The sequence below is a fragment of the Streptomyces sp. BK340 genome (genome assembly GCF_007827595.1).
Taxonomy (GTDB): Bacteria; Actinomycetota; Actinomycetes; order Streptomycetales; family Streptomycetaceae; genus Streptomyces.
Map to the genome: position 1 here is coordinate 412,750 of NZ_VISR01000004.1, position 24,715 is coordinate 437,464.

At 71.1% G+C, this 24,715-nt stretch carries 19 protein-coding genes; 17 read left to right on the top strand and 2 right to left on the bottom strand.

What is annotated here, in order from left to right; translation table 11 throughout:
- Window positions 1-32 precede the first annotated feature (32 nt).
- From FB157_RS11280 to FB157_RS11320, 9 genes are all read left to right on the top strand, one after another.
- Window positions 33-809, top strand: a complete 777-nt coding sequence (locus FB157_RS11280) for a TIGR03936 family radical SAM-associated protein (protein WP_145878494.1) — start codon at window positions 33-35, stop codon at window positions 807-809.
- 262 nt (window positions 810-1,071) lie between these two features.
- Window positions 1,072-5,328, top strand: a complete 4,257-nt coding sequence (locus FB157_RS11285; protein ID WP_186581452.1) for an Rne/Rng family ribonuclease — start codon at window positions 1,072-1,074, stop codon at window positions 5,326-5,328.
- Window positions 5,329-5,568: 240 nt separating this feature from the next.
- A complete protein-coding gene (rplU, locus tag FB157_RS11290; protein WP_030749991.1) occupies window positions 5,569-5,889 on the top strand; it encodes a 50S ribosomal protein L21 in 321 nt (106 codons plus the stop codon).
- A gap of 14 nt (window positions 5,890-5,903) precedes the next feature.
- Window positions 5,904-6,158 (top strand): 50S ribosomal protein L27, encoded by a 255-nt coding sequence (rpmA, locus tag FB157_RS11295; RefSeq protein ID WP_061922958.1) that lies wholly within the window; start codon window positions 5,904-5,906, stop codon window positions 6,156-6,158.
- A 124-nt stretch (window positions 6,159-6,282) separates the two neighbouring features.
- A complete protein-coding gene (obgE, locus tag FB157_RS11300; RefSeq protein ID WP_145878496.1) occupies window positions 6,283-7,731 on the top strand; it encodes a GTPase ObgE in 1,449 nt (482 codons plus the stop codon).
- A gap of 323 nt (window positions 7,732-8,054) precedes the next feature.
- Complete coding sequence (locus tag FB157_RS11305; RefSeq protein ID WP_145878498.1) at window positions 8,055-9,626, top strand: alkaline phosphatase; 1,572 nt, start codon at window positions 8,055-8,057, stop codon at window positions 9,624-9,626.
- Window positions 9,627-10,348: 722 nt separating this feature from the next.
- Window positions 10,349-11,845: a bifunctional cytidylyltransferase/SDR family oxidoreductase gene (locus tag FB157_RS11310; protein WP_145878500.1), complete on the top strand. Its 1,497-nt coding sequence runs from the start codon at window positions 10,349-10,351 to the stop codon at window positions 11,843-11,845.
- Between the two features lie 187 nt (window positions 11,846-12,032).
- Window positions 12,033-14,114, top strand: a complete 2,082-nt coding sequence (locus FB157_RS11315; protein ID WP_145878708.1) for a hypothetical protein — start codon at window positions 12,033-12,035, stop codon at window positions 14,112-14,114.
- A 305-nt stretch (window positions 14,115-14,419) separates the two neighbouring features.
- Complete coding sequence (locus FB157_RS11320; RefSeq protein ID WP_391336241.1) at window positions 14,420-15,625, top strand: glycosyltransferase; 1,206 nt, start codon at window positions 14,420-14,422, stop codon at window positions 15,623-15,625.
- 22 nt (window positions 15,626-15,647) lie between these two features.
- Here the strand turns inward: FB157_RS11320 and FB157_RS11325 are convergent, their stop codons facing one another.
- The gene (locus FB157_RS11325) at window positions 15,648-17,066 is read right to left on the bottom strand and encodes a polysaccharide pyruvyl transferase family protein (protein WP_145878502.1); all 1,419 of its coding nucleotides are present in this window, start codon (window positions 17,064-17,066) and stop codon (window positions 15,648-15,650) included.
- Window positions 17,067-17,277: 211 nt separating this feature from the next.
- On the opposite strand from FB157_RS11325, the gene proB reads away from it, so the two are divergent.
- From proB to FB157_RS11350, 5 genes are all read left to right on the top strand, one after another.
- Window positions 17,278-18,384: a glutamate 5-kinase gene (gene proB / locus FB157_RS11330; RefSeq protein ID WP_145878711.1), complete on the top strand. Its 1,107-nt coding sequence runs from the start codon at window positions 17,278-17,280 to the stop codon at window positions 18,382-18,384.
- Window positions 18,385-18,506: 122 nt separating this feature from the next.
- Complete coding sequence (locus FB157_RS11335) at window positions 18,507-18,935, top strand: hypothetical protein (RefSeq protein WP_145878503.1); 429 nt, start codon at window positions 18,507-18,509, stop codon at window positions 18,933-18,935.
- Between the two features lie 89 nt (window positions 18,936-19,024).
- A complete protein-coding gene (locus FB157_RS11340) occupies window positions 19,025-20,311 on the top strand; it encodes a glutamate-5-semialdehyde dehydrogenase (protein WP_145878505.1) in 1,287 nt (428 codons plus the stop codon).
- Between the two features lie 85 nt (window positions 20,312-20,396).
- Window positions 20,397-20,969: a hypothetical protein gene (locus FB157_RS11345; RefSeq protein WP_145878507.1), complete on the top strand. Its 573-nt coding sequence runs from the start codon at window positions 20,397-20,399 to the stop codon at window positions 20,967-20,969.
- 89 nt (window positions 20,970-21,058) lie between these two features.
- Entirely contained in the window at window positions 21,059-22,129 is a 1,071-nt protein-coding gene (locus tag FB157_RS11350) for a hypothetical protein (RefSeq protein ID WP_145878509.1), read from the top strand.
- Window positions 22,130-22,240: 111 nt separating this feature from the next.
- Here FB157_RS11350 and FB157_RS11355 read toward each other — a convergent pair whose 3' ends face one another.
- On the bottom strand, window positions 22,241-23,353 hold the full coding sequence (locus FB157_RS11355) for a M48 family metallopeptidase (RefSeq protein ID WP_145878510.1): 1,113 nt from the start codon (window positions 23,351-23,353) through the stop codon (window positions 22,241-22,243).
- Window positions 23,354-23,457: 104 nt separating this feature from the next.
- Between FB157_RS11355 and FB157_RS11360 the strand changes: the two genes are divergently transcribed.
- From FB157_RS11360 to nadD, 3 genes are all read left to right on the top strand, one after another.
- Entirely contained in the window at window positions 23,458-23,622 is a 165-nt protein-coding gene (locus tag FB157_RS11360) for a hypothetical protein (protein ID WP_145878512.1), read from the top strand.
- Between the two features lie 143 nt (window positions 23,623-23,765).
- Window positions 23,766-23,930, top strand: a complete 165-nt coding sequence (locus FB157_RS47230; protein ID WP_186581454.1) for a hypothetical protein — start codon at window positions 23,766-23,768, stop codon at window positions 23,928-23,930.
- Between the two features lie 56 nt (window positions 23,931-23,986).
- Window positions 23,987-24,715 (top strand): nicotinate-nucleotide adenylyltransferase, encoded by a 729-nt coding sequence (nadD, locus tag FB157_RS11365; RefSeq protein ID WP_145878514.1) that lies wholly within the window; start codon window positions 23,987-23,989, stop codon window positions 24,713-24,715.

Below are 24,715 nucleotides of genomic sequence, written 5' to 3' on the forward strand. Positions count from 1 at the left end.
GACAGCCCGAAGGCCCGCCGCCCGCACCCGCGGTGCAGCGCATCCGACTGCGCTACACCAAGCGCGGCCGCCTCCGGTTCACCAGCCACCGTGACTTCCAGCGCGCCTTCGAGCGTGCGCTGCGCCGCGCCGAGGTGCCCATGGCGTACTCGGCGGGGTTCACGCCCCACCCGAAGGTGTCGTACGCCAATGCCGCACCCACCGGCACGGGCAGTGAGGCGGAGTACCTGGAGATCGCGCTGACCGCGTCGCGCGACCCCGAGACCCTGCGCGATCTGCTCGACGAGTCGCTGCCCACCGGGCTCGACATCGTCGACGCGGTCGAGGCACGGACCTCGGGCCTCGCCGACCGGCTGACGGCCTCCGTATGGGAGCTGCGGCTGGACGGAGTCGACCCGGTCGAAGCACAGCGCGCGGTCGAGGCCTTCACCGAGGCCGACACCGTCGAGGTGCAGCGCATGACCAAGAACGGCGTCCGCACCTTCGACGCCCGCCCCGCGGTCGTGCATCTGGAGACGCACAGTTCGACGCCTGATAGGCCCAGCGACCAGCCCTGTGCGATACTGCGGCTGGTTGTTCGGCACGTGACGCCTGCCGTACGACCCGACGACGTCCTGTCCGGTCTCCGCGCCGTGGCCGACCTGGCGCCGCCGGTCCCCGCAGCGGTGACCAGGCTGGCGCAGGGGCTGCTCGATGAAGAGACCGGCACGGTGACCGACCCGCTCGCGCCCGACCGCGAGGCAGCCGAGGCCCTGACGGCCCAACCGGTTGCCGCCGCGACGGCGCCGAAGCCGGAAGGTTCCGCGTAGGGACGGACGTCGTAGCGCCGCCCTCGTACTCGGGAGCCACCTGGGTCGGGCAGCGCACCGACCAGAAGACTTTCGCCAGGCCGTACCGACAAGGCGTACGGAACCGGCGAGACAGGACACAGAGTGCTCCCGTGCGGCGCCCGCGCCCCGGACGGCGGCCACTGCGCATCGCGCGGGCCGCGGACGTCAACGGCGGACGGTCCTTGGAGACCGACGCCGGACCAGGCGCGGCGCCCGGGAGCCTGACGGGAGAAACGCCCGCATGCTCGAGCCGACCGAGCCCCGCGAGGGCTCCGAACTGAACACACCGAGCGACACCCTGCCGCCGCGCAGGCGTCGCCGTGCCTCTTCTCGCCCGGCGGGTCCGCCCGTCGCGGCCGAGGCACCCACCGAGGTCACCGTGCCGGCCATACCGGCAGCGGAGGCCGAGGAGATCACCGAGGAGCAGGCCGCGACCGTCGAGGCGCCCCCCGCCGTCGAGGAGCCCGCGCCCGCCGCTCGTACCACCCGCCGCCGCGCCACACGGCGTGCGTCCGCACCCGCCGGGGCACCCGCGGCTGCCGAGACCGTGGAGACGGTTGTCACGGCTGACACGGCTGACACGGCTGTTGCGACCGTTGCCGCCGAGGCCGTTGAGCCGGCTGAAGCCGTCGAGGCCGTCGAAGAGGTCGCGCCCGCACCCCGTACCCGCCGCCGTGCCACCCGCCGCGCCTCCGCGCCGGCCGGGGCTCCGGCCGCGGCCGAGGCCGAGGAGAAGACCGAGGTGAAGGCCGAGGAGAAGGCGGCGGCCGAGACCGCGCCCGCCGCCGACGTGGAGACCGCGCCCGCCGTCGAGGCGGAGGCCGCGCCCGCCGCCCGTCCGCGCCGTCGTGCCACCCGCCGCGCATCCGCTCCCGCCGGTGCGCCGCAGGCCGCCGAGGCCCCCGAGTCCGCGCCCGCCGCTGAGGCGCCGGTCGCCGAGGCCGCCGTGGAGGTCCCCGCGGCCGAGACCGCGCCCGCGGTCGAGGCGGAGGCCGCGCCCGCCGCTCGTACGCGTCGTCGTGCCACCCGCCGGGCGTCCGCGCCCGCCGGCGCCGCGGCCGAGGCCGTCGAGACCGTCGTGCCGGCCGCTGCCGCCGCGCCCGGCGCCGAGGCCGTGGAAGAGCCCGCGGCTGCCGAGACCGTCGAGGCCGCTGAGGCCCCCGCGGCGGCCGACGTCGCCGAAGAGGCCGCGCCTCGCCGTACCCGCCGCCGCGCCACCCGCCAGGTCTCCGCGCCCGTCGGTGCTCCGGCGACCGCCGAGGCCCCTGTGGTCGCCGAGCAGGCCGCCGCCGAGGAGGCCGAGACCGCCGAGCCCGTCGCCGTCCAGGCCACCGCCGAGGGTGCGCCGCGCCGTCGCCGCCGGGTCGTGCGACAGGCCGCGAGCGGGTTCTCCGCGCCCGCGCACTCCGCGGCCGCCGAGGCCGAGGCCGAGGCCGATGCACCGCGTCGCCCGGCCCGCCCCGCCGTGGCCGTGTTCCAGGCGCCGGTGTTCGCCGAGCCGAAGTTCCAGACGCCCGAGCGGGCCGCCGCCGAGGCCGCTGCCGAGGCCGCCGGGACGGAGGAGACCGAGAAGACCGCGGAGCCCGCGGAGACCGCCGGGACCGGGACGTACGCGGAGGAGCGCGCCGAAGCCGGCTCGCGCCGCCGCCGTCGCCGCCGTGGCGCCGCCTTCGCCGAGGAGCCGCAGGCCGTCGAGGCCGCCACCGAGGACGAGGAGCCGGAGGAGGCCGAGGAGGCCGCCGCCGAGGACCTCGCCGAGGGCGACGAGACCGAAGAGGCCGAGGGCGCCGAGGAGGCCGGCTCGCGCCGCCGCCGTCGCCGGGGCGGCCGTCGCCGTCGCCGCGGTGACGCCGTCGAGGGCGAGGCCGGTGAGGGCGGGGACGCCGAGGCCGACGAACTGGCCGCCGAGCAGGCCGCCCAGGACGCCGAGGACACCGTCGAGCAGGAGGAGGAGGACGCCGAGGACGCGCGCGACGAGTCCGGCTCCTCCAGCAGCCGTCGCCGCCGTCGCCGTCGTCGTCGCGCCGGTGACACCTCCGTCGACACCGAGCCCGACGAGACCGACCCGGAGCGCACGGTCGTCAAGGTCCGCGAGCCCCGCAAGCCCGCCGAGCCGTCCGACGAGGTGCAGTCCATCAAGGGCTCGACCCGTCTGGAGGCGAAGAAGCAGCGCCGCCGCGAGGGCCGTGAGCAGGGCCGCCGACGCGTTCCGATCATCACCGAGGCCGAGTTCCTGGCCCGCCGCGAGGCCGTCGAGCGCGTGATGGTCGTGCGCCAGCACGGCGAGCGCACGCAGATCGGTGTCCTCGAGGACGGCGTGCTGGTCGAGCACTACGTCAACAAGGAGCAGGCCACCTCGTACGTCGGCAACGTCTACCTGGGCAAGGTCCAGAACGTGCTGCCGTCGATGGAGGCCGCCTTCATCGACATCGGCAAGGGCCGCAACGCCGTCCTGTACGCCGGTGAGGTCAACTTCGAGGCGCTGGGCATGGCCAACGGCCCGCGTCGCATCGAGTCCGCCCTGAAGTCCGGCCAGTCGGTCCTCGTCCAGGTGACGAAGGACCCGATCGGTCACAAGGGCGCCCGTCTGACCAGCCAGGTCTCCCTGCCGGGCCGTTACCTCGTGTACGTGCCCGAGGGCTCGATGACCGGCATCAGCCGCAAGCTGCCCGACACCGAGCGCGCGCGTCTGAAGACCATCCTCAAGAAGATCGTCCCCGAGGACGCGGGCGTCATCGTGCGCACCGCCGCCGAGGGCGCGAGCGAGGAGGAGCTGCGCCGGGACGTGGAGCGGCTGCAGGCGCAGTGGGAGGACATCCAGAAGAAGGCGAAGAGCGGCAACGCTCCGACGCTGCTGTACGGCGAGCCGGACATGACCGTCCGGGTCGTGCGCGACATCTTCAACGAGGACTTCTCCAAGGTCGTCGTCAGCGGTGACGAGGCCTGGCAGACGATCCACGGGTACGTCTCCCATGTGGCCCCGGACCTGGCCGAGCGGCTGTCGAAGTGGACCTCCGAGGTCGACGCCTTCGCCACCTACCGGATCGACGAGCAGCTCGCCAAGGCGCTGGACCGCAAGGTCTGGCTGCCCAGCGGCGGTTCGCTGGTGATCGACCGGACCGAGGCGATGGTCGTCGTCGACGTCAACACCGGCAAGTTCACCGGCCAGGGCGGCAACCTGGAGGAGACGGTCACCAGGAACAACCTGGAGGCGGCCGAGGAGATCGTGCGCCAGCTGCGGCTGCGCGACCTCGGCGGCATCATCGTCATCGACTTCATCGACATGGTCCTGGAGTCGAACCGGGACCTGGTGCTGCGCCGCCTGCTGGAGTGCCTGGGCCGCGACCGTACGAAGCACCAGGTCGCCGAGGTGACCTCGCTGGGCCTGGTCCAGATGACCCGCAAGCGGGTCGGCCAGGGCCTGCTGGAGTCCTTCTCCGAGACCTGCGTCCACTGCAACGGCCGTGGCGTCATCGTCCACATGGAGCAGCCGACCGCGGTCGGCGGCGGTGGCGGCGGCAAGCGCAAGAAGCGCGGGCGCGGCGGTGACGGGCAGCTGCCCGAGCACGAGGTCGCCGCGGTGGCCGTGGAGACGGGCGAGGCCGTCGAGCCCGCGGCGGAGACCGTCGTCGAGGTCGCCGCTGAGCTGGCCGAGCCGGTCGCCCTGCCCGCCCCCGACTTCGCGCCGGACGAGGAGCTGTACAGCAGCGTCGCCGAGGCGGAGGCGGCGGCCGGCCGTGGCCGTTCGCGTCGCCGCGTCAGCCGTCGGGCCTCGGCCCCGGCCGGTGCGCCGAAGGCCGAGCGCCGCAGGGCCGGGAAGGCCACCGAGGCCACCGAGGCCGCGGAGACCGCCGAGGTCGTCGTGCCCGCCGAGGAGGCCGTGCTGCCCGCACAGCCGGAGCCGGTGGTCGAGGCGCAGGCCGAGCCGGTCGCCGCGGCGGCCCCGGAGCCCGCTGCCGAGGAGGCCGCGCCCAAGGGCCGTACGCGTCGTCGGGCGACCCGGAAGGTGTCCGCGCCGGCCGGTTCCCCGGCGGGCGCGGAGGCGGCCGTGGTGACGGTCGCCGAGACCGCGCCCGAGGCGCCGGTGGAGCAGCCCGAGGCCGAGGCCCCGGCTCCGGTCGAGGAGGCGCCCGCCGAGAGCGCCGCCCCGGCCCGCCCGCGGCGCCGTGCCGTGCGCAAGGCCACCGCGCCGACCACGTCCGAGGAGACGGCCGTCGTGGTCGTCCCGGCCACCGCGCCGGAGGCGGCTGCCGCCGAGGCGCCCGCTGTCGAGGCGGCGGAGGAGGCGGTCGAGGAGGCCGTGCCGGCCAAGAAGACCGCCCGCAAGGCGGCCAAGAAGGCGACGGCGAAGAAGGCCGCAACCAAGAAGACCGTGGCCAAGAAGACGGCCGCCAAGAAGACGACGGCCAAGAAGGCGGCCAAGACCGCCAAGACGGCCGCCGCCAAGTCGACGGCGAAGAAGACCACCACGGTCTCCGCCGCCGCCGACGAGAGCTGAACCCGCTGAGCGGTGTGCGGCCGGTCCGTGTGACCGGCCGCATACCGCGGGGGCCCGGCCCGGTTTGACCCCTTCGGCCGTGGCCCCGTAACCTTGACCGTCGGCGTGTCCACTGAACGCGCCACATCCCCGTAAACCTCTTCCTCCCGGGCACACGGTTGGCCGGGAGAGGTCGTTCCTGCTGTTCCTGGGCGGCTGGCCTTCGGGGGTGCCGTTTCTTCGAGCGAAAGAGAGATCCGCGTGTACGCCATCGTGCGCAGCGGTGGTCGCCAGCACAAGGTTGCTGTCGGCGACATCGTTGAGGTTGACAAGATTTCCACTGCCAAGGTTGGCGACACGGTCGAGCTCTCGACCCTGCTCGTTGTCGACGGCGACGCTGTGACCAGCGACCCGTGGGTGCTGGCCGGCATCAAGGTCCAGGCCGAGGTCGTGGACCACCACAAGGGCCAGAAGATCGACATTCTGCGCTACAAGAACAAGACCGGCTACCGCCGTCGTCAGGGCCACCGCCAGCAGTACACGGCGATCAAGGTCACGTCGATCCCCGCGGCTGCGAAGTAAGGGACTGAGGAGACATGGCACACAAGAAGGGCGCATCGTCCACCCGGAACGGTCGCGACTCCAATGCCCAGCGGCTCGGCGTGAAGCGCTTCGGCGGTCAGGTCGTGAACGCTGGTGAGATCCTGGTCCGCCAGCGCGGCACCCACTTCCACCCGGGCGCCGGTGTCGGCCGCGGCGGCGACGACACGCTGTTCGCGCTGCAGGCCGGTGCGGTGGAGTTCGGCAGCCACCGTGGCCGCAAGGTCGTGAACATCGTTCCGGTCGCCTGACCGGACGTTCACTTCGCGAGGCGGACCTCACTTCCCGGTCGGGAAGGCGGGTCCGCCTTTCGCTTGTTTCCCATGGAAACGCAGCAAGCAGAGAAACACCTGTACTCACTGGAGGCACTGAACCATGACCACCTTCGTGGACCGCGTCGAACTGCATGTCGCCGCGGGTAACGGAGGCCACGGCTGTGCCTCCGTTCACCGTGAGAAGTTCAAGCCGCTCGGCGGCCCGGACGGCGGCAACGGCGGCCGTGGCGGTGACGTCATCCTGACCGTGGACCAGTCGATCACCACGCTCCTGGACTACCACCACTCCCCGCACCGCAAGGCCACCAACGGCAAGCCCGGCGAGGGCGGCAACCGCTCCGGCAAGGACGGCGAGGACCTGGTCCTGCCGGTGCCGGACGGCACCGTCGTCCTGGACAGCGCGGGCAACGTGCTCGCCGACCTGGTCGGCCACGGCACCTCGTACATCGCGGCGCAGGGCGGCCGTGGCGGCCTCGGCAACGCGGCGCTGGCGAGCGCCCGCCGCAAGGCGCCCGGCTTCGCGCTGCTGGGCGTGCCCGGGGACCTGCAGGACATCGTCCTGGAGCTGAAGACGGTCGCCGACGTGGCCCTGGTGGGCTACCCGAGCGCGGGCAAGTCCTCGCTGATCTCCGTGCTCAGCGCGGCCAAGCCGAAGATCGCGGACTACCCGTTCACCACCCTCGTCCCGAACCTGGGCGTGGTGACCGCCGGCTCGACCGTCTACACCATCGCCGACGTGCCCGGTCTGATCCCGGGTGCCAGCCAGGGCAGGGGCCTCGGCCTGGAGTTCCTGCGGCACGTGGAGCGGTGCAGTGTGCTCGTGCACGTACTGGACACCGCGACCCTGGAGTCCGACCGCGACCCGGTCTCCGACCTCGACATCATCGAGGAGGAGCTGCGGCAGTACGGCGGCCTCGGCGACCGTCCCCGCATCGTCGTCCTGAACAAGATCGACGTGCCGGACGGCAAGGACCTCGCCGAGATGGTCCGCCCCGACCTGGAGGCGCGTGGCTACCGCGTCTTCGAGGTGTCCGCGGTGGCGCACATCGGGCTGCGGGAGCTGTCGTTCGCCCTCGGTGACCTGGTCGGCAGGGCGCGCGCCGCGAAGCCGAAGGAGGAGGCGACGCGGATCGTCATCCGGCCCAAGGCCGTGGACGACGCGGGCTTCACGGTCGTCCGCGAGGAGATCGAGGGGGAGCCGCTGTTCCGGGTGCGCGGCGAGAAGCCGGAGCGCTGGGTCCGCCAGACCGACTTCAACAACGACGAGGCCGTCGGCTACCTCGCCGACCGGCTCAACCGCCTCGGCGTCGAGGAGCGGCTGATGAAGGCGGGTGCCCGGGCGGGCGACGGCGTCGCCATCGGCCCCGAGGAGAACGCGGTCGTCTTCGACTGGGAGCCGACGGTCATGGCGGGCGCGGAGATGCTCGGCCGGCGTGGCGAGGACCACCGCTTCGAGGAGCCGCGGCCCGCGGCGCAGCGCCGCCGTGACAAGCAGGCCGAGCGGGACGATACGCAGCGCGCGTACGACGAGTTCGACCCGTTCGAGTAGTCGCTCGCACCACCCGGGCCGAGAAGGTGAGCGCCGGGCATCGCTCCTGCGGTGTCCCGGTGCCGGGCACACCTGCGGCGAATGGCCGGATCGGCTCGGGATTCGCCCGCTAACTCCCGTTACCGTAGGCATCTCCTGACATGCAGTGAGACCCGTTGCGGCAAGGTCACGTTCCATCCGTGGTTCCTGTGTCGCGGCGGGTCTTCTGTTGTCTGCCTGTTTGTCATGCACGCGAATGCTCTCGTTCAGCGGGCGGGACGTCCGGCCGTGGGAGCTTCCGAAGGTCCGGGCCCAAGAGGCCTCCGTGGCAAGGGAGTCAGCGAATGACCGGAGCATTACCGCCCGACCGACGCCGCTTTCTGACCGCCGGTGCCGCCGTCCTCGGCGCCGCGGCCTCCGCCCAGCTCTGGCTGCCGGCCACTGCGGCCCGGGCAGCCGGAACCCCGCTGCCCGACGGGATGTTCACCCTCGGCGTGGCCTCCGGCGACCCGCTGCCCGACGGCATCGTGCTGTGGACCCGGCTCGCCCCCGATCCCCTCCACGGCGGCGGCATGCCCGACGCGGTCGTCCCCGTGGAGTGGGAGATCGCCGAGGACGAGCGGTTCGCGAAGACCGCCCGCAGAGGCACCACCGAGGCCCGGCCCGAGTACGGGCACAGCGTTCACGTGGATGTACGGGGACTGCGCCCGGACCGCCCGTACTGGTACCGCTTCCGCGTCGACGGCCAGGTCTCGCCCACCGGCCGCACCCGCACCGCCCCCCACCCGCACCGCAGGGGCGGCTCGCTGCGCGTCGCGCTCGCGTCCTGCCAGAACTGGCAGCACGGCTACTTCACCCCGTACGCCGACATGCTCGCCCAGGACCCCGACGTCGTGCTCTTCGTCGGCGACTACATCTACGAGTCCAAGCCCTCCGCCGCCTCCGTGCGCCGGCACGAGGGCAGCGACGAGCCGTACACCCTGGTCCAGTACCGCAACCGCTACGCCCAGTACCGCACCGACCCCGACCTCGCCGCGATGCACGCGAACGCGCCCTGGGTGGTCACCTTCGACGACCACGAGGTCGACAACGACTTCGCCGGCGAGATCCCGCAGGACCCCGACAAGCAGTCGCACGACGCGTTCGTGGCCCGGCTGACCGCGGCCTACCAGGCGTACTACGAGCACATGCCGGTCCGCGCCACCGCGATCCCGGACGGTCCGCACATCCAGATGTACCGCCGGCTGGAGTTCGGCCGCCTGGCCCGGCTCAACGTCCTCGACACCCGGCAGTTCCGCACCGACCAGGCAACGACCCAGGACGGCGCCGAGAGCCCGTCGATGACCATGCTCGGCGCCGAGCAGAAGCAGTGGCTGCTGGACGGGCTGTACGAGTCCCCGGCCCGCTGGAACCTGATCGCCTCGCAGATCATGATGGCCGAGACCGACCTGCTGCTCGGCGAGGGCAAGCTCTGGTACTACGACGCCTGGGACGGCTACCAGGTCGAACGCAACGCCCTGCTGGAGGAGTTCGCCGGCGTCCGCAACCCGGTCGTGCTCAGCGGCGACCGGCACCTGACGATGATCAGCAACCTGTTGGAGGACTTCGCCGACCCGGACTCCGACGTGGTCGGCGCGGAGTTCGTCGGCACCTCCATATCCAGCAACGGCGACCAGGACCAGGCCGCCTTCCACGCGCAGTGGGACCCGCTGATGGCGGACAACCCGCACTGGAAGGTGATCGACGCCCACCGCGGCTACCACCTCTTCGACATCCGCCGCGACGGCATCGACGCCCAGGTCCGGGTCGTCGACACGGTGGTCCGGCCGCAGGCCACGGCGAGCACGCTGGCGCGGCTGCGGGTGGAGTCGGACGAGCCGGGCGTGCGCCTGGTCTCACAGGTGAGAGCCGGGTAAGCGCACTTTCGAGACACTGCTCGGGTTGCCGGTAAATTTTCTTCATCCGGCCACGTACACCGTTAACCGCTCTCTTACCTTGACCGGAACCGAGATGCCGCGGAATCCCCGTGTGGAATTCCGCGGCAATGGGCTCCGCCGAGGAGCTGTATTTCCGGCTTGTTCGCGACGGTGCCGTCCCGCATATGAAGAACTCGTGCAGCCCCACGCCCCGGGACGTGAAGATCCCGACTCCCCGTCGGGAGGCCACGGCGGCCGGTGCGATCGGCGCGGAGGTGGCCGAAAGGATCCGTACGCCGGGCGTGCGTGTCGTCGGTGATCCGGCGCCGCTCCCGGCGGTGCCCGAACGGCCGTTGCCGGCCGTGCCGGAGCCGCGGTTCTTCCCTGAAGCGGCAGCCCGGGCTCCGTTCGGCGCGTTCGTCGCAGCCTCGCCGTCCCCCGGTGCGAACCCTGTCCGGACCGTGCCCCGGATGCCGTGGAAAGAGCTGGTCAGGGTGCTCGGTCAGCACTGTCCGAAGCGACTCGGGCGGCGCCGATCGGAACCTGTGGACTTACTCACAACAATTCCACGGGGGTTCAACGCAACCGTCCCCAATCACCAGGAGTACTAGGTGAATGACAGGTTGCGCGCACATATGCATGGGACGTCACTCACCTTGCACTGCGGTTACCCGAAGTGGGACCATTTCACGGTTCCCTGTCGCCGCAAGGTAGGTCAGCCTGTGTCCCAGCACATAGCCAAGCCCCGAACCACCGCAGTGATCCTGGCCGGTGGTACCGGTCAGCGGGTGGGTCTGTCGATCCCCAAGCAGCTGCTGAAGATCGCCGGCAAGGCAGTCATCGAGCACACCCTGACCACCTTCGAGAACACCGAGTCGATCGACGACGTCATCGTGCTGATGGCGCCGGGCTATGTGCCGGACATCGAGAAGATCGTCGCCAAGGCCGGGTTCCGGAAGATCAAGAAGATCATCGAGGGCGGCTCGACCCGCAACGAGACCACCGAGCGCGCCATCGAGGCCCTCGGTGAGGGTCTGGCCGAGGGCGAGGACCTCAACGTCCTCTTCCACGACGCCGTCCGCCCCCTGCTCTCGCAGCGCGTCATCGACGACTGCGTGACCGCGCTGGACCGCTTCCAGGCCGTCGACGTCGCCATCCCGTCCGCGGACACCATCATCGTCACGCGCACGCACGGCGAGGACGGCGAGTTCATCACCGAGATCCCGGACCGCTCCCGGCTGCGCCGCGGTCAGACGCCGCAGGCCTTCAAGCTGTCCACGATCAAGCGGGCCTACGAGGTCGCCGCCGGCGACCCCAACTTCCAGGCCACGGACGACTGTTCCGTCGTCCTCAAGTACCTGCCGGACGTGCCGATCCACGTTGTCGCGGGCGACGAGTACAACATGAAGGTGACGCAGCCGGTCGACGTCTTCATCGCCGACAAGCTGTTCCAGCTCGCCTCCACCGCCGCCCCCGAGCAGAACGGCGAGGAGGCCTACCGCGCGCTCCTCACCGGCAAGACCGTCGTGATCTTCGGCGGCTCCTACGGCATCGGCAAGGACATCGCCGAACTCGCCGAGTCCTACGGCGCGAACGTCTACGCGCTGGGCCGCTCCACCACCGGCACCCACGTGGAGAACCCGGAGGAGGTCGACGACGCGCTGTCCAAGGCGTACGCGGAGACCGGCCGGATCGACTACGTCGTCAACACCGCGGGCGTGCTGCGCATCGGCAAGCTCGCCGAGACCGACAACGCCACCATCGAGGAGGCGCTGAAGGTCAACTACCTGGCCCCGGTGCAGATCGCCCGCTCGTCGTACAAGTACCTGGCCGAGACCAAGGGCCAGCTGCTGCTCTACACCTCCAGCAGCTACACCCGCGGCCGCGCCGAGTACAGCCTCTACTCCTCGACCAAGGCCGCCATGGTGAACCTCACTCAGGCGCTGTCCGACGAGTGGGCCGGCGACGGCATCCGCGTGAACTGCATCAACCCGGAGCGCACCGCCACCCCGATGCGCACCAAGGCTTTCGGCCAGGAGCCGGCCGGTTCGCTGCTCTCCTCCGAGGCCGTGGCCGGCACCTCCCTGGACGTGCTGCTCTCGGAGCTGACCGGTCATGTGATCGACGTCCGCCAGCAGGACCCGACGGCGGGCGCCGCCAAGGCCTCCGGGTTCGAGCAGGCGCTGGCCTCCGTTCTGGACCGTCAGGACGGCATGTAATAATTGCGGCTAAATAGCTTATAGGAATTCAGGCCTCTGTGTTCGCCCATTCGACGGGCGTTCGCAGAGGCCTGACTCCGTACGCCTCGCAAAAGCACCGCCACTTCCGGCAATACCGAACAAAACCGGCACTCCCCCTCCCAGAGCAGGTTTCTCTGTGATATCCACCGCTATTCGCGTCGCCCGGGTGGGCAGCGTGGCCGAGCTGGCCGCGGCGGCCCTCGTGATGCTGGGGTTCCCGGCGCTCATGCTGGCCGCGCTCGTCCCGAGCGTCTACGCCTTCGCGGCCGTTGCCGCCGTGACGTACCTGGCGGACCACTATCTGCACCGCAAGGGCAGCTACCTGATCAACCGCCTCAGCAAGGTCCGGGCCGGTCTTTCGATCCGGTTCCTGATCCGGCAGCTGCTGCTGATCCTGTTGCTGGCCCGGCTCTCGCACGCGGACGACCTGATCTTCTACGGTGCGGTTGCCTGCTTCATCGCCTTCTACGGCCTCCAGGCCCCGCACGGCGCGCTGGTCACCCTCATCCGCAGCCGTCGCCGGATGCCGGTCGCCACCCGCAACGTGGACCTGAAGTCCCGCATCCGCATCCCGGACGCCCCGCCGCGACGCCTGCTGCACCGCTCCGCGGAGAAAATGCTCCACCTCGACCTCTTCGCCGTCGTCGGCATCGTGGTCTCGGCGATCGTGGACTCGGCCGTCGCCGGTTTCGTGGGCATCGGCCTCACCGTGGGCCTCGGCTGCCTGTACGTCCTGGTGCTGGTGCCGTACGTGCGCGGCCGGAGGACCCCGCCGAAGGCCGACGTCGTCCTCGCCGCCGTCGACGAGTGGCTGGCCGGCTACAAGCCGGAGACGGTCCTGTACTTCTCCGGCTCCAAGGACTCCGCGTACCAGGTCAACATGTGGCTGGAGACGATGGAGCGGCTGGAGAGCCGGCCGCTGATCATCCTGCGCGAGCGCGCCATCCTGAACAACCTGGCGCCCACCACGGTCCCCGTCATCTGCGTGCCCGGAGGGGTGCACCTGATGAACCTGGACCTGTCGACCGTGCGCGTCGCCCTGTACGCGGCCAACGTCGGCAAGAACATCCACCTGTTGCGCGTGCCGACCATGAAGCACGTCTTCATCGGCCACGGCGACAGCGACAAGCTGGCCAGCGTCAACCCGTACAGCAAGGTGTACGACGAGGTCTGGACCGCCGGCCGGGCCGGCCGCGACCGCTACGCCATCGCCGACGTCGGTGTCCGCGACGACGACATCGTCGAGGTCGGCCGCCCGCAGCTGGCGCCCATCCAGAGCAGTAGGGGCGTGCCCGACGGGCACTGCCCGACCGTTCTCTACGCCCCCACCTGGGAGGGCTGGGACGGAAACCCCGGCAACACCTCGATCGTGCTCGCCGGCGAGAACATCGTGAAGAAGCTGATCACGGCCGACCCGCCGGTCCGTGTCCTGTACAAGCCGCACCCGTTCACCGGCACCGTCAGCAAGGACGCCGGCGCCGCGCACCAGCGGATCACCGCCCTGGTCGAGAAGGCCGCCGCCGAGCGGGCCGCCGATCCGCGCTTCACCGCCGACAGGGCCGCCCAGGAGAAGGCGAAGTCGGACCTGGGCCGCATCGAGGCCCGGATCGCCGAGCTGACCGGCAAGGGCGGCGACAAGGGCGACGAGGCCGAGGCCACCCGCGACGGGATCGTCGACGTCCAGAGGCACGAGGAGATCGCCCGGCTGCGCACCGAGTGGAACGACGTCTACTGGCGCTCCTTCCCCTCTTACGAGCACCGGGTCATCACGGGTGCCGAGCCGCGCCTGTACGACTGCTTCAACGTCTCGGACGCGATGGTCTCCGACATCTCCTCCGTGGTCTCGGACTTCATCGCGAGCGGCAAGCCGTACGCGGTGACCGACTCCGCCGAGCTGGGCGTGGAGGAGTTCAAGCGGCAGAACACGGCCGTGCGCGCGGCGACGATCCTGTCCAACGGCGCGGCCGAGCTGGGCGGCCTGCTGGACGCCGTACGCGACCCCTCCAGCGACCCGCTGGCCGAGGACCGGGGCGAGCTGAAGCGGTACCTGCTGGGCCCGGACGAGCCGAAGTCCATCGACCGGTTCAACACCGCGGTCGCCGACCTGGCCCTCAAGGCCGAGACCCGCAACGTCGGCCAGGAGTCCCGGGCGGCCGCCGGGAACGCCGACGCCGCCGAGCTGACCAACGCGGTACCGGGTCAGCGCGTGGCGTCCGCCGGTGAGACGGACGGTGTGAGCGCGGGCTGACCCGTTCCCCTGCCATGCGGCCTCCGAGGAGCAGTCCTCGGGGGCCGTTGCCGTGTCCGCCGTCTTACGCGGCTCTTGACCGCAGCTGAACCGCTCTTACTCCGGATGCGTACTGTCTCGTACCGCCCGCCGTGCTCCGTTTCTGTCCGGTTCCTGTGAGGCGGCATCGGTGTGATGTGCACCACTGATTACCCGCTGTGAGGCAACCGCTTCCCACGGGTGCCCGTCTATCAGGTTGCGAATGAGGCGATACGGGGGGAATGTTCCGTTGACCAGCGGGAAAGCGAGGGGGAAACGTGACCGTCGTGACGCAGCCTGATGTCACCGTGATCATCGGGGCGTACGAGGCGATGCCGTACCTGGTCGAGTGCCTGGCATCCGTCGAGGCTCAGACCATCGACCCGGCACGTATGGAGGTCATCGCGGTCGACGACGGCTCGACGGACGGTACCGGGGAGTACCTGGAGGAGTTCGCGGACCGCGCCCCCATGCCGGTCACCGTCATCCGCCAGGACAACTCCGGCGGCCCCAGCGGACCGCGCAACGTCGGCCTCGGCAAGGCGGCCGGACGCTACGTCTTCTTCCTGGACGCCGACGACCGGCTCGGGCCCGAGGCCCTGGAGCGCATGGTCGCCATGGCCGACAAGAACGGCACCGACGTGGTGCTCGGCAAGGTCGAGGGCATCAACCGCATCCCGCCGAAGTCCATGTGGGGCAAGACCCTCGACCGGACCGACGTCTTCTCGTCGAACATCAAGTTCACGCTCAGCGCGCAGAAGCTGTTCCGCCGGGCACTGCTGGAGAAGCACGGCATGCGCTTCGACGAGTCCCTGTGGACCGGCGAGGACGCGCTGTTCACGATGGAGGCTTATCTGCGGGCCGACGGTGTCTCGGTGGTCGCCGACTACCCCTGCTACTACCTGGTCGGCCGCGAGGACGGCAAGCACGTCACGAAGACCGGCAGCTACACGCTCCGCTTCGACTCCGCCCGCGCCCTGATGAAGCTGATCGCCGACATGGTCCCGGCGGGCGACAAGCGCGACACCCTGATGATCCGGCCGTTCCTGATCACCCTGCTGCCCCAGTTCGGGCCGAAGTTCCTGACGGACGACGAAGAGGTCCGCCGGCACAAGTTCGAGCTGGCCAAGCCGCTGATGGAGGCCTACTGGACGCCGGGGGTGGCCCGCCGGCTCAAGGTGCACGAGCGGCTGCGGCTGCACCTCGTGGCCATGCAGCGGCCCGAACTGCTGCTGGACGTCGTGAAGTTCGTCAAGGCGAAGAAGCAGGCCGCCGCGATCCTGGAGAAGCGCGGCACCCGCGTCTACCTCGTCTACCCGCACTTCCGGTCCAAGGAGGCCGGCATCCCCGACCAGGTCTACCTCGCCGAACCCCGCGAGGCCCGGGCCTTCGAGGGCTACCGGGAGGCCGCCGCCAACTCCTTCCTGCGCCGGGCGCTCAGGAAGATCCGGCGGATGCTCCCGAGCGGAGGATTCGGCGCGGCGGCGGCCTGAGGACCGCCGCCGGCCGGGGGAGTCACTGCTTGCCGGACTGCAGCGCCCGGCGCAACGGCCGGCCCACCACGCGGCGGGCGCGCCGGTAGACGGACGCGGTGGGCGCGGGCACGCCGTCCTTGACCTTCCTCGCCCGCGCCAGCTCCCGGCGCAACTGGGTGTTGTCCTCGGTCAGTTCGCTGACCCGGGTGTGCAGCCAGCCGAACCGGCTGCTGAGCGAGGCGAGGTCCGTGTCGTTCCACGGGCGCACACCCGGCGGGAACGACAGCGAGTCCATCTTCTTCTCGAAGGCCGCGCCGCCGTCGCCGTGCGTGAAGGTGTTCTGCAGCCCGTTCCTGTCCAGGAAGCCGACGAACCGCTCGAAGCGCTCCCGGTGGTTGCCGACCAGCCCGCCGAGGTCGGCCTGCTCGTACAGCCGCGCCGGGTCGGCCGCCTCCGGGTCCTTGACGACCTTGTCCAGCCGCTGGTGCGGGATCTCGAAGTACCGGCACAGCTCCAGCGTGCGCGAGTCGCCGCACAGCACGGTCGCGGGCGTTCCCGCGAGCAGCGCCGCGATGTTGCCGTGGATGCGTGAGCCGAAGGAGAAGTCGAAGGGGCGCAGCTCGTCGATCCAGGTGACCGGGTCGACGTACACCCGCACCTTGTCCTCCCGGTACATCGGGTGGTCCGGGTGCGTCGGGATCGCGGTCACCGCGGCGTTGGGGTCGCTGAGGTCCCGCCAGTGCAGCTGCCGCGCGTCGCTGAGGTTCTGGCCGATGAAGCGCAGGTTCGGGTACCGGTCGTGGGCCCGGGTGATGATCCGGCCGAGGCCCTGCTTCTTCACCGCGCTGTGCGAGCCGTTGACCGCGATCCGCGACTCGGCGGTCAGTCCGGGCACCCGCTTGCGCACGTCGAGTTCGCTGCCGTACAGGAACAGCGACGGGCAGCCGATGACCTCCACGTCCCGGAAGCCCATGTCCCGCAGGTACTGCTCGGTGAACTCGCCCCGCACCCCGATCGAGGCGCTGCGCTCCAGCACCGCCGCACAGAACTCGCGCACCGTCGGCTCGATGCTCTTCAGCCGTGCCGGGTCGTAGCTCACCCCGGTCTGCGCGCCGACGCCGAGCACCACGACGGGGATCCTCAGCCGGGTGATGAGCCGGGTCAGGCGCTTCAGCGCGGTCTCGAAGGACGGCCGGAAGGCGTTGGCGAGCGGCACGACGAAGGCGTCGTACTCCGCGTTGATGCGCGCGGCAGCGGCCACCTCGGTCCGTCCGCCGTTCGAGACGACCTCGGTCCCCGGGACCTCGAGGATCTTGTGCGCCGCGTCCTGGAAGATCAGGTTGCCCGCGTTGGTGGCGATGACGTCCTGGTGGAGAGCCTCCTCCACGGTGAAGACGTCGTAGGGGCTCTTGCCGGAGCGAAGGAGTATGCGCCTCGGTTGGCGAACGTTAGGTGACACGAAGGTCAAATTATGTTTGTCAGGGATTTAATTTCTATAGACAACCAGTACAACCTTTTTACCGTACGCAAACAGTGATCGAACGATCACGCCCCGCCTGTCCGGGGGCTGGACCGGTGCGCGGCGCACGGCCCCCTTCGCGTAGATTGCCGCACAGCAGCCGGAACCGGGCGAGGGGACAGCAGGCAAGGTGGCAAGGGCAAGGCAGGCCGTGGGTGAGGCCCGCAGGATCGTCGTCAAGGTGGGCTCCTCGTCGCTGACCACCGCCGCGGGCGGCCTGGACGCCGACCGCGTCGACGCGCTGGTCGACGTCCTCGCCAAGATCCGCAGCGGGGGAGAGAAGGAGATCGTGCTGGTCTCCTCGGGTGCCATCGCCGCAGGCCTCGCTCCACTGGGGCTGCGCCGCCGCCCCAAGGACCTGGCCCGCCAGCAGGCCGCCGCCAGCGTCGGCCAGGGCCTGCTCGTCGCCCGCTACACCGCCTCCTTCGCCCGCTACGGCGTGCGCGTCGGACAGGTCCTGCTCACCAGCGACGACATGAGCCGCCGCGCCCACCACCGCAACGCCTCCCGCACCCTGGACAAGTTGCTGGCCATGGGCGCCTTCCCCATCGTCAACGAGAACGACACCGTCGCCACCGACGAGATCCGCTTCGGCGACAACGACCGCCTCGCCGCCCTCGTCGCCCACCTCGTCCACGCCGACCTGCTGGTCCTCCTCTCCGACATCGACGGCGTCTACGACGGCGACCCCAGCAGGCCGGGCACCTCGCGGATAGCGGAGGTTCGGGGGCCCGCCGACCTCGCGGGCATCGAGATCGGCAGCGCTGGCAAGGCCGGCGTCGGCACCGGCGGCATGGTCACCAAGGTCGAGGCCGCCCGGATCGCCGCCGCCGCGGGCATCCCGGTGGTGCTCACCAGCGCCGTCCACGCGGCGGAGGCGCTCGCCGGCGGCGACACCGGGACCTACTTCCACCCCGCCGGCAGGCGCTCCGCGGACCGGCTGCTGTGGCTCCAGCACGCCTCCACCCCGCAGGGTTCCCTCACCCTGGACGACGGCGCCGTCCGCGCGGTCGTGGAGCGGCGCAAGTCGCTGCTGCCCGCCGGAATCGCCGCCGTGGAGGGCGAGTTCAGCGCAGGCGATCCCGTCGAGCTGCGCGACGGCACCGGCCGTGCGGTGGCCCGCGGGCTCGTCAACTTCGACGCCAAGGAGATCCCCCAGCTGATCGGGCGTTCGACCCGGGAGCTGGCGCGCGAGCTGGGCCCGGCGTACGAACGCGAGGTCGTACACAGGGACGACCTGGTGCTCCTGCACCCGTAAAAACGGGGCGTAACGTCGGCCCCCGGTGGGGGACGTTCCGTAAAACCGCCCCGCGGAGCCGTAGGGCCTGCTCAACTTTCTCTCAGGAACACGTTCCCGAGCGCTGCGTGAAGGAGGCCGTCGTGAGACGAGTGCGCCCTGGGGCGGCGGCGTCCCGTGGTGCTCTGACGAGCGTCGCGGCCGGGGGCACCTACGAGGAGCCCAGGGATCTGCCCCGCCTGTGGCACGTCACCCTCAGCGTCTCCGGGCAGGAAGTCCCCCTGGGGGATCTGCGGCGCGCCCTCGAGCAGCTGGCCCATGACCACCCCTTCCTGCTGACCAGCAGATACGCGAACGACCACGCGGAGATCCGCTACTGGGAAGAGGCCCGCGACCTGCACGACGCGGCCGCCGTGGCCCTGCGTCTGTGGGGCGAGCACCGCCAGACCGCCGGACTCCCCGCCTGGGAGATCGTCGGCCTGGAGGTCATCGACCGGGAGACCTACCATCAGCGCATCTCCGAGGGGTACGGCCCGCCCCCCGCGGCCCCGGTGGGGGTTCATCCCTTCTGACGCCGTACAGGTGTTTCCACCCCCTTGATCCCGTCTCGGGGTGTGGAACGAGCGATGGACGGCCCCGTTCGGCGCACTACCCTTCCCTCATGACCACGCTCTCGCCGTACGACTCCATGTCCCCGGTCACCCAGGCCGCCTACCGGGCCAAGGCCGCCGCCGCCGACCTCGCGCCGCTCCCGCGCGCCGCGAAGGACGACGCGCTGCTCGCCATCGCCGACGCCCTGGAGGTCCGGACCGGCGAGATCGTCGAGGCCAACGCCAAGGACGTGGCCAAGGCCCGGGAGAACGGCACCAGCGAGGCCATCGTCGACCGGCTCACCCTCACCCCCGAGCGGGTCCGCGCCATCGCCGCCGACGTCCGCGACGTCGCGAAGCTGCCCGACCCGGTCGGCGAGGTCGTCCGCGGCTCCACCCTCCCCAACGGCATCGACCTGCGCCAGGTCCGCGTCCCGCTCGGCGTGGTCGGCATCATCTACGAGGCCCGCCCGAACGTCACCGTCGACGCCGCCGCCCTCTGTCTGAAGTCCGGCAACGCCGTCCTGCTGCGCGGCTCGGCCTCCGCCTACGAGTCCAACAGCGCTCTGGTCCGGGTGATCCGGGACGCCGTCGGCGGCTCCGGGCTGCCCGCCGACGCCGTCCAGCTGGTGCCCGGTGAGAGCCGCGACTCCGTGCGCGAGCTGATGCGCGCCCGGGGTCTGGTCGACGTGCTCATCCCGCGCGGCGGTGCCTCCCTGATCCAGACCGTGGTCAACGAGTCCACCGTCCCCGTCATCGAGACCGGCACCGGCAACTGCCACGTCTACGTCGACGCCCGGGCCGACATCGACATGGCGATCGAGATCCTGATCAACTCCAAGGCCCAGCGGGTCAGCGTCTGCAACGCCGCCGAGACCCTCCTGGTCCACCAGGACATCGCCCCCGAGTTCCTGCCGCGCGCCCTCGACGCCCTCGCCGAGGCCGGCGTGACCGTCCACGCCGACGAGCGCGTCATGGCCTACGCCAAGGACTCCAAGGCCACCGTGGTCGAGGCCACCCCCGAGGACTGGGAGACCGAGTACCTCTCGTACGACATCGCCGCCGCCGTCGTCGACTCGCTGGACAAGGCCGTCGAACACATCCGGCTGTGGACCTCCGGCCACACCGAGGCGATCGTCACCACCTCCCAGCAGGCCGCCCGCCGCTTCACCCAGCTGGTCGACTCCACCACCGTCGCCGTGAACACCTCCACCCGCTTCACCGACGGCGGCCAGTTCGGCTTCGGCGCCGAGATCGGCATCTCCACCCAGAAGCTGCACGCCCGCGGCCCGATGGGCCTGCCGGAGCTGACCAGCACGAAGTACATCGTCACCGGCGACGGTCACGTGCGCCGCTGACGACCCTGGCGAAAAGGCGTCTCAGCAGGCGGATGAATTTCCATACCGTCTGCCCAAATTGACCCCCCAGGTCTACTCTGGATCCGTGCCGGAGGACGTGGGGGGCACGCCGTTCCCTGACGGCTGGGAGCCCGACGACGACCACGACCACGGGGTGTCGGACGAAGAGTTCGCCTCCGTGGTCTTCGACGAGGCCTTCGTACAGGCGGCCGTGGTGCACGAGCCGACCGCCGTCGAACGCCTCCTGGCCGCCGCACAGGCAAGAGCCGAGGCCTCCGAGGCCGAAGCCCGCCGCGCCCACGCCAGAGGCGAGCGCTACAACGACGGCTATGGCCCCGAGGGGGCCGATTTCGGTCATGATCGGGACGACGACGAACTGGACGACACCTACGTCCTCGGCGACGGCCGCGGCATCTTCGGGATCCACGGCAGGCAGGTCCGCTGGCATCGTCCCGTCGCCTGGGTGCTCGCCCTCGTGATGGGGATCGGCATGGTCGCGCTGGCCTTCGCCGCCGTCTACCGGGGCGCTTCCTCGAACACCCGCGACCGGGTGCCGTCCCCCGCCGCCACCGGCCTGGAGCAGGGCGCGGCCTCGCCCCCCTCGGCCTCCGCCGACTCCAGTCCGCCAGCCGTCTCGGCCTTCCCGCGGACCCCCTGAACGCCCGTACCGGCACCTGTTGAGAACCTGTCAGAAGTTGTCGCGTAGCGGGGCGTTTACCCGAGGCCCACGAGACCTACTCTGAAAGTATGGGCGGGCCTGGAGACCCACCTGAGGGGACACCCGAGGGCGGCCCCGGAGGTGGAGAGGACGAGTACCGATCCGTCGTCTTCGACGAGTCGTTCGTCCGTGCTGCCCGCCTCCAGGAGTACTCCGCGCAGGAGCGCATGGGCGACCACGCGCCCGCCGTGCGCCGCCGCCGGCTCCTGCACCGGGGACTGACCCGGCAGCTCCTGGTCCTCGCCCTGCTGCTCGCCGTCGCCTTCGGCACCGCGATCTACATGGGCGTCCGTCACCCGTACAGCTCCCCGCAGGCCCGGCGGTCCGCCGAGGCCGTGCGGATGACCGTCATCCCGCTCGCGCCCCAGGGCAAGGTGCCCGGCGCCGCCGACGCCGAGCTGCTCTACGCACACAGCCCCGCCGCCCAGTTCGAGGTCGGCGCCGCCGGGATCCCGCTGCCGGCCACCCGCAGCACCCCGCACTTCTCCGACAGCCAGGTCACGGCCGCGCTGAGCATCGCCAGGACCTATCTGGTCCGCTCCTCCCTCGACCCCGACGTGCTCACCGGCCGCCAGTTCCGCCCGGCCCGGTCCCTCCTCGACTCCGAGCAGCTCGACCAGTTCGACCAGAGCTTCGACCACCCCGCCGCGGACGGCCGCCACGCACCCACCGGCTGGCTGGTCCGCCTCGACCCCTCCCGCGCGCAACTGGCCGACGACCGGATCCGCGTCCAGGGCACCCTGCAGGCCGGCGAGGCCGACGCGGCCACGCTGGAGGTCAGCGCCGACACGATCGTCGTCTACGCCCTGCGCCGGACCGGCGCGGCCGACGACGAGCCCGTGTCGCTGTTCACGGTCCGCCGTGAGATGACCTTCCACTTCGACAGCGACGACCTGCGCGTCGGCCAGCTCCAGCTGGTCACCTCCTACGCCCAGGCCGGCCCCATGTCCTGCGCGGAGGACGCGACCTCCTACCTCCACCCCCTGCTGGCCGGGGAGTCCGCCAGGGCGGGCGGGCCGGCGGGGACCGACCCGTATGCGACGGACAGTGCCACCGCGCTGTGCGGGACGCTGGCCACCGGGGTTCGGCCGACGGGGTGAGGGTGTGCCGCCAGGTGCGGGTGCGGGTGCGGGTGCCGTGCGTGGGGTTTGCGCGCGCCCACGCGGCGGGGCCGTATGTCGATACAGCCCCGCGCCGTTGGGGAGTTGCGGTTACTCCTCGTCCGTCGTCGAAGTGTCCTCGGGCGATGCGTCCTTAGACGGCGCGTCCTTCGGCGGAGCCGGGCTCCTGAAGCCGTCGAAGCCCCGGCGGACCCGGCCGCCCAGGTCGCCGGCGCCGCCCGCGAGGTCGGTGACGAGCTTCATCAGCGGGTCCTTGGAGGTCTTCACGTCGTCCGCGTAGCTCGCGGCGGACTCACGGAAGGAGTCGCTGACCGAGGTGTCCTTGTCGTCGGAGCGCCGCGGGTAGTGGCCGTCCATGATCCGCTGGTAGTCCCGGGACTCGGTCCACTTCTTCAGCTCGGCCGCCCGGATGGTGGCGAAGGGGTGCGAGCGGGGGAGCACGTTGAGGATCTTCAGCACGGAGTCGCGCAGATCGCCGCCGGCCTCGTACTCCTCCGCCTGCTCCAGGAACGCGTCCACGTTCATCTCGTGCAGGTGGTTGCCGCCCGCGATCTTCATCAGGCCGCGCATGGAGGCCTTCGGGTCCTGCCCCACCAGCAGCCCGGCCCGGTCGGCGGACAGCTCCGACTTGCGGAACCACTCCCGCAGCGCCGCCACCAGCGCCATGATCGCGAAGTTGCCCAGCGGTATCCAGGCGACCTTCAGCGCCAGGGTGGTGAGGAACAGCAGGATCGTGCGGTACACCGCGTGCCCGGACAGGGCGTGGCCCACCTCGTGCCCGACGACCGCCCGCATCTCCTCCTCGTCGAGCAGCTCGACCAGTCCCGTGGTGACCACGATGATCGGCTCGTCGAGCCCGATGCACATCGCGTTCGGCTGCGGGTCCTGGTTGACGTACATCGGCGGGACCTTCTCCAGGTCCAGGATGTAGCAGGCGTCCAGCAGCATGTCGTGCAGATGCTTGAACTGCCGCTCGGAGACGCGCACCGAGTCGGAAAGGAACAGCAGCCGCAGGCTCCGCTCCGGAAGGAGCCCGCTGAGTGCCTTGAACACCGTGTCGAAACCGCTCAGCTTGCGCAGCGCCACCAGGGCCGACCGGTCGGCCGGGTGCTCGTACGCGCGCGAGGAGATTCCGGGGAAGCGCCTGCGCTGCCTGCTCGGCACGCGCTCGTGCCCCGTCTGCTCGCGGCCGTCGTCGGACATGTCTTCCCCCATGTGCGTATGAGTGCCTCACTGTGCCCCCGAGGCGGGAGCCAGCCTAGGCGGAGATACCGTGGACGGGCAGTACAGCCGAAGGAGTCCACGTCATGGAGCACCACCCCGCAGCCGCCTGGCTGACCGAGGCCGCCAGCAGTGCCGTCCAGCAGCATGGTTCGGGAAATCTGCTCCGGGTCGTCCTGATCGTGATGTTCGTCGGCTGCGCACTGACCGCGTGGCTTCTGCTGCGCGGCTACAAGCGGAAGGACGACTGACCGCCCGCGAAAGTTCCCCCGCCGGCGGCCGAACCGCGCCCGCGCCCGCACCAACGGCGGAGTCGGGGTGATCGCCGCCGGGCCGCCCGCTTACGATGAGCCGACGTCTTTATCCCGCCCACACGCGATAGGTCCTGCCGAAGATGAGCTTCCACAGCGCCACTGCCCAGTTGGTCACCCTCGCCGCCGAGGGCGGGGAGCACGGCGGCAACCACGACAGCCTGAACCCCGCCGTCACCGGCGGCAGCGCCCTCGTCATCCTGCTCCTGCTCCTGTGGATCACCACCCGCTTCAACCGGGACCGCTGACCCCGGACCCCGTCCCCCGCCGGGGCCCTCAGGTGGGGCCGGTAGGGTCTGCACGCATGGGAGAGCAGGACATGCCTACCGGCCCGGCGCACGAGACAGCCGCACCCGCGGCCGCCGACGCCGCCCAGCACGCCGAAACGGCGGCAGGCACGGTGAAGACCCCGGCGTACGGCCCGGGCAGCGGCCCCGCCCACTCGGGCAAGCGCCGCCTCGGCGTCATGGGCGGGACGTTCGATCCGATCCACCACGGACACCTGGTGGCCGCCAGCGAGGTCGCGGCGCAGTTCCAGCTGGACGAGGTGGTGTTCGTGCCCACCGGCCAGCCGTGGCAGAAGTCCCACCGCAAGGTCTCCCCGGCCGAGGACCGCTACCTGATGACGGTCATCGCGACCGCCGAGAACCCGCAGTTCTCCGTCAGCCGCATCGACCTCGACCGCGGCGGCCCCACCTACACCGTGGACACCCTGCGCGACCTGCGGGCCCTCAACCCCGACACGGACCTCTTCTTCATCACCGGCGCCGACGCCCTCGCCCAGCTGCTGACCTGGCGCGACTCGGAGGAGCTGTTCTCCCTGGCGCACTTCATCGGCGTCACCCGGCCCGGCCACCACCTGACCGACCCCGGCCTGCCGGAGGGCGGTGTCACACTCGTCGAGGTACCCGCGCTCGCGATCTCCTCGACGGACTGCCGTGCGCGAGTCGCCAAGGGCGAGCCCATCTGGTACATGGTGCCGGACGGAGTCGTGCGCTACATCGACAAGCGCGAGCTGTACCGCGGCGAGTGA

Bases quoted from the DNA above. Each gene is read 5' to 3' on its own strand.
- nadD (WP_145878514.1), top strand. From the start codon at position 23,987: ATGGGAGAGCAGGACATGCCTACCGGCCCGGCGCACGAGACAGCCGCA.
- FB157_RS11360 (WP_145878512.1), top strand. From the start codon at position 23,458: ATGGAGCACCACCCCGCAGCCGCCTGGCTGACCGAGGCCGCCAGCAGT.
- FB157_RS11340 (WP_145878505.1), top strand. From the start codon at position 19,025: ATGACCACGCTCTCGCCGTACGACTCCATGTCCCCGGTCACCCAGGCC.
- FB157_RS11350 (WP_145878509.1), top strand. From the start codon at position 21,059: ATGGGCGGGCCTGGAGACCCACCTGAGGGGACACCCGAGGGCGGCCCC.
- obgE (WP_145878496.1), top strand. From the start codon at position 6,283: ATGACCACCTTCGTGGACCGCGTCGAACTGCATGTCGCCGCGGGTAAC.
- FB157_RS11355 (WP_145878510.1), bottom strand. From the start codon at position 23,353: ATGTCCGACGACGGCCGCGAGCAGACGGGGCACGAGCGCGTGCCGAGC.
- FB157_RS11285 (WP_186581452.1), top strand. From the start codon at position 1,072: ATGCTCGAGCCGACCGAGCCCCGCGAGGGCTCCGAACTGAACACACCG.
- FB157_RS47230 (WP_186581454.1), top strand. From the start codon at position 23,766: ATGAGCTTCCACAGCGCCACTGCCCAGTTGGTCACCCTCGCCGCCGAG.
- FB157_RS11305 (WP_145878498.1), top strand. From the start codon at position 8,055: ATGACCGGAGCATTACCGCCCGACCGACGCCGCTTTCTGACCGCCGGT.
- rpmA (WP_061922958.1), top strand. From the start codon at position 5,904: ATGGCACACAAGAAGGGCGCATCGTCCACCCGGAACGGTCGCGACTCC.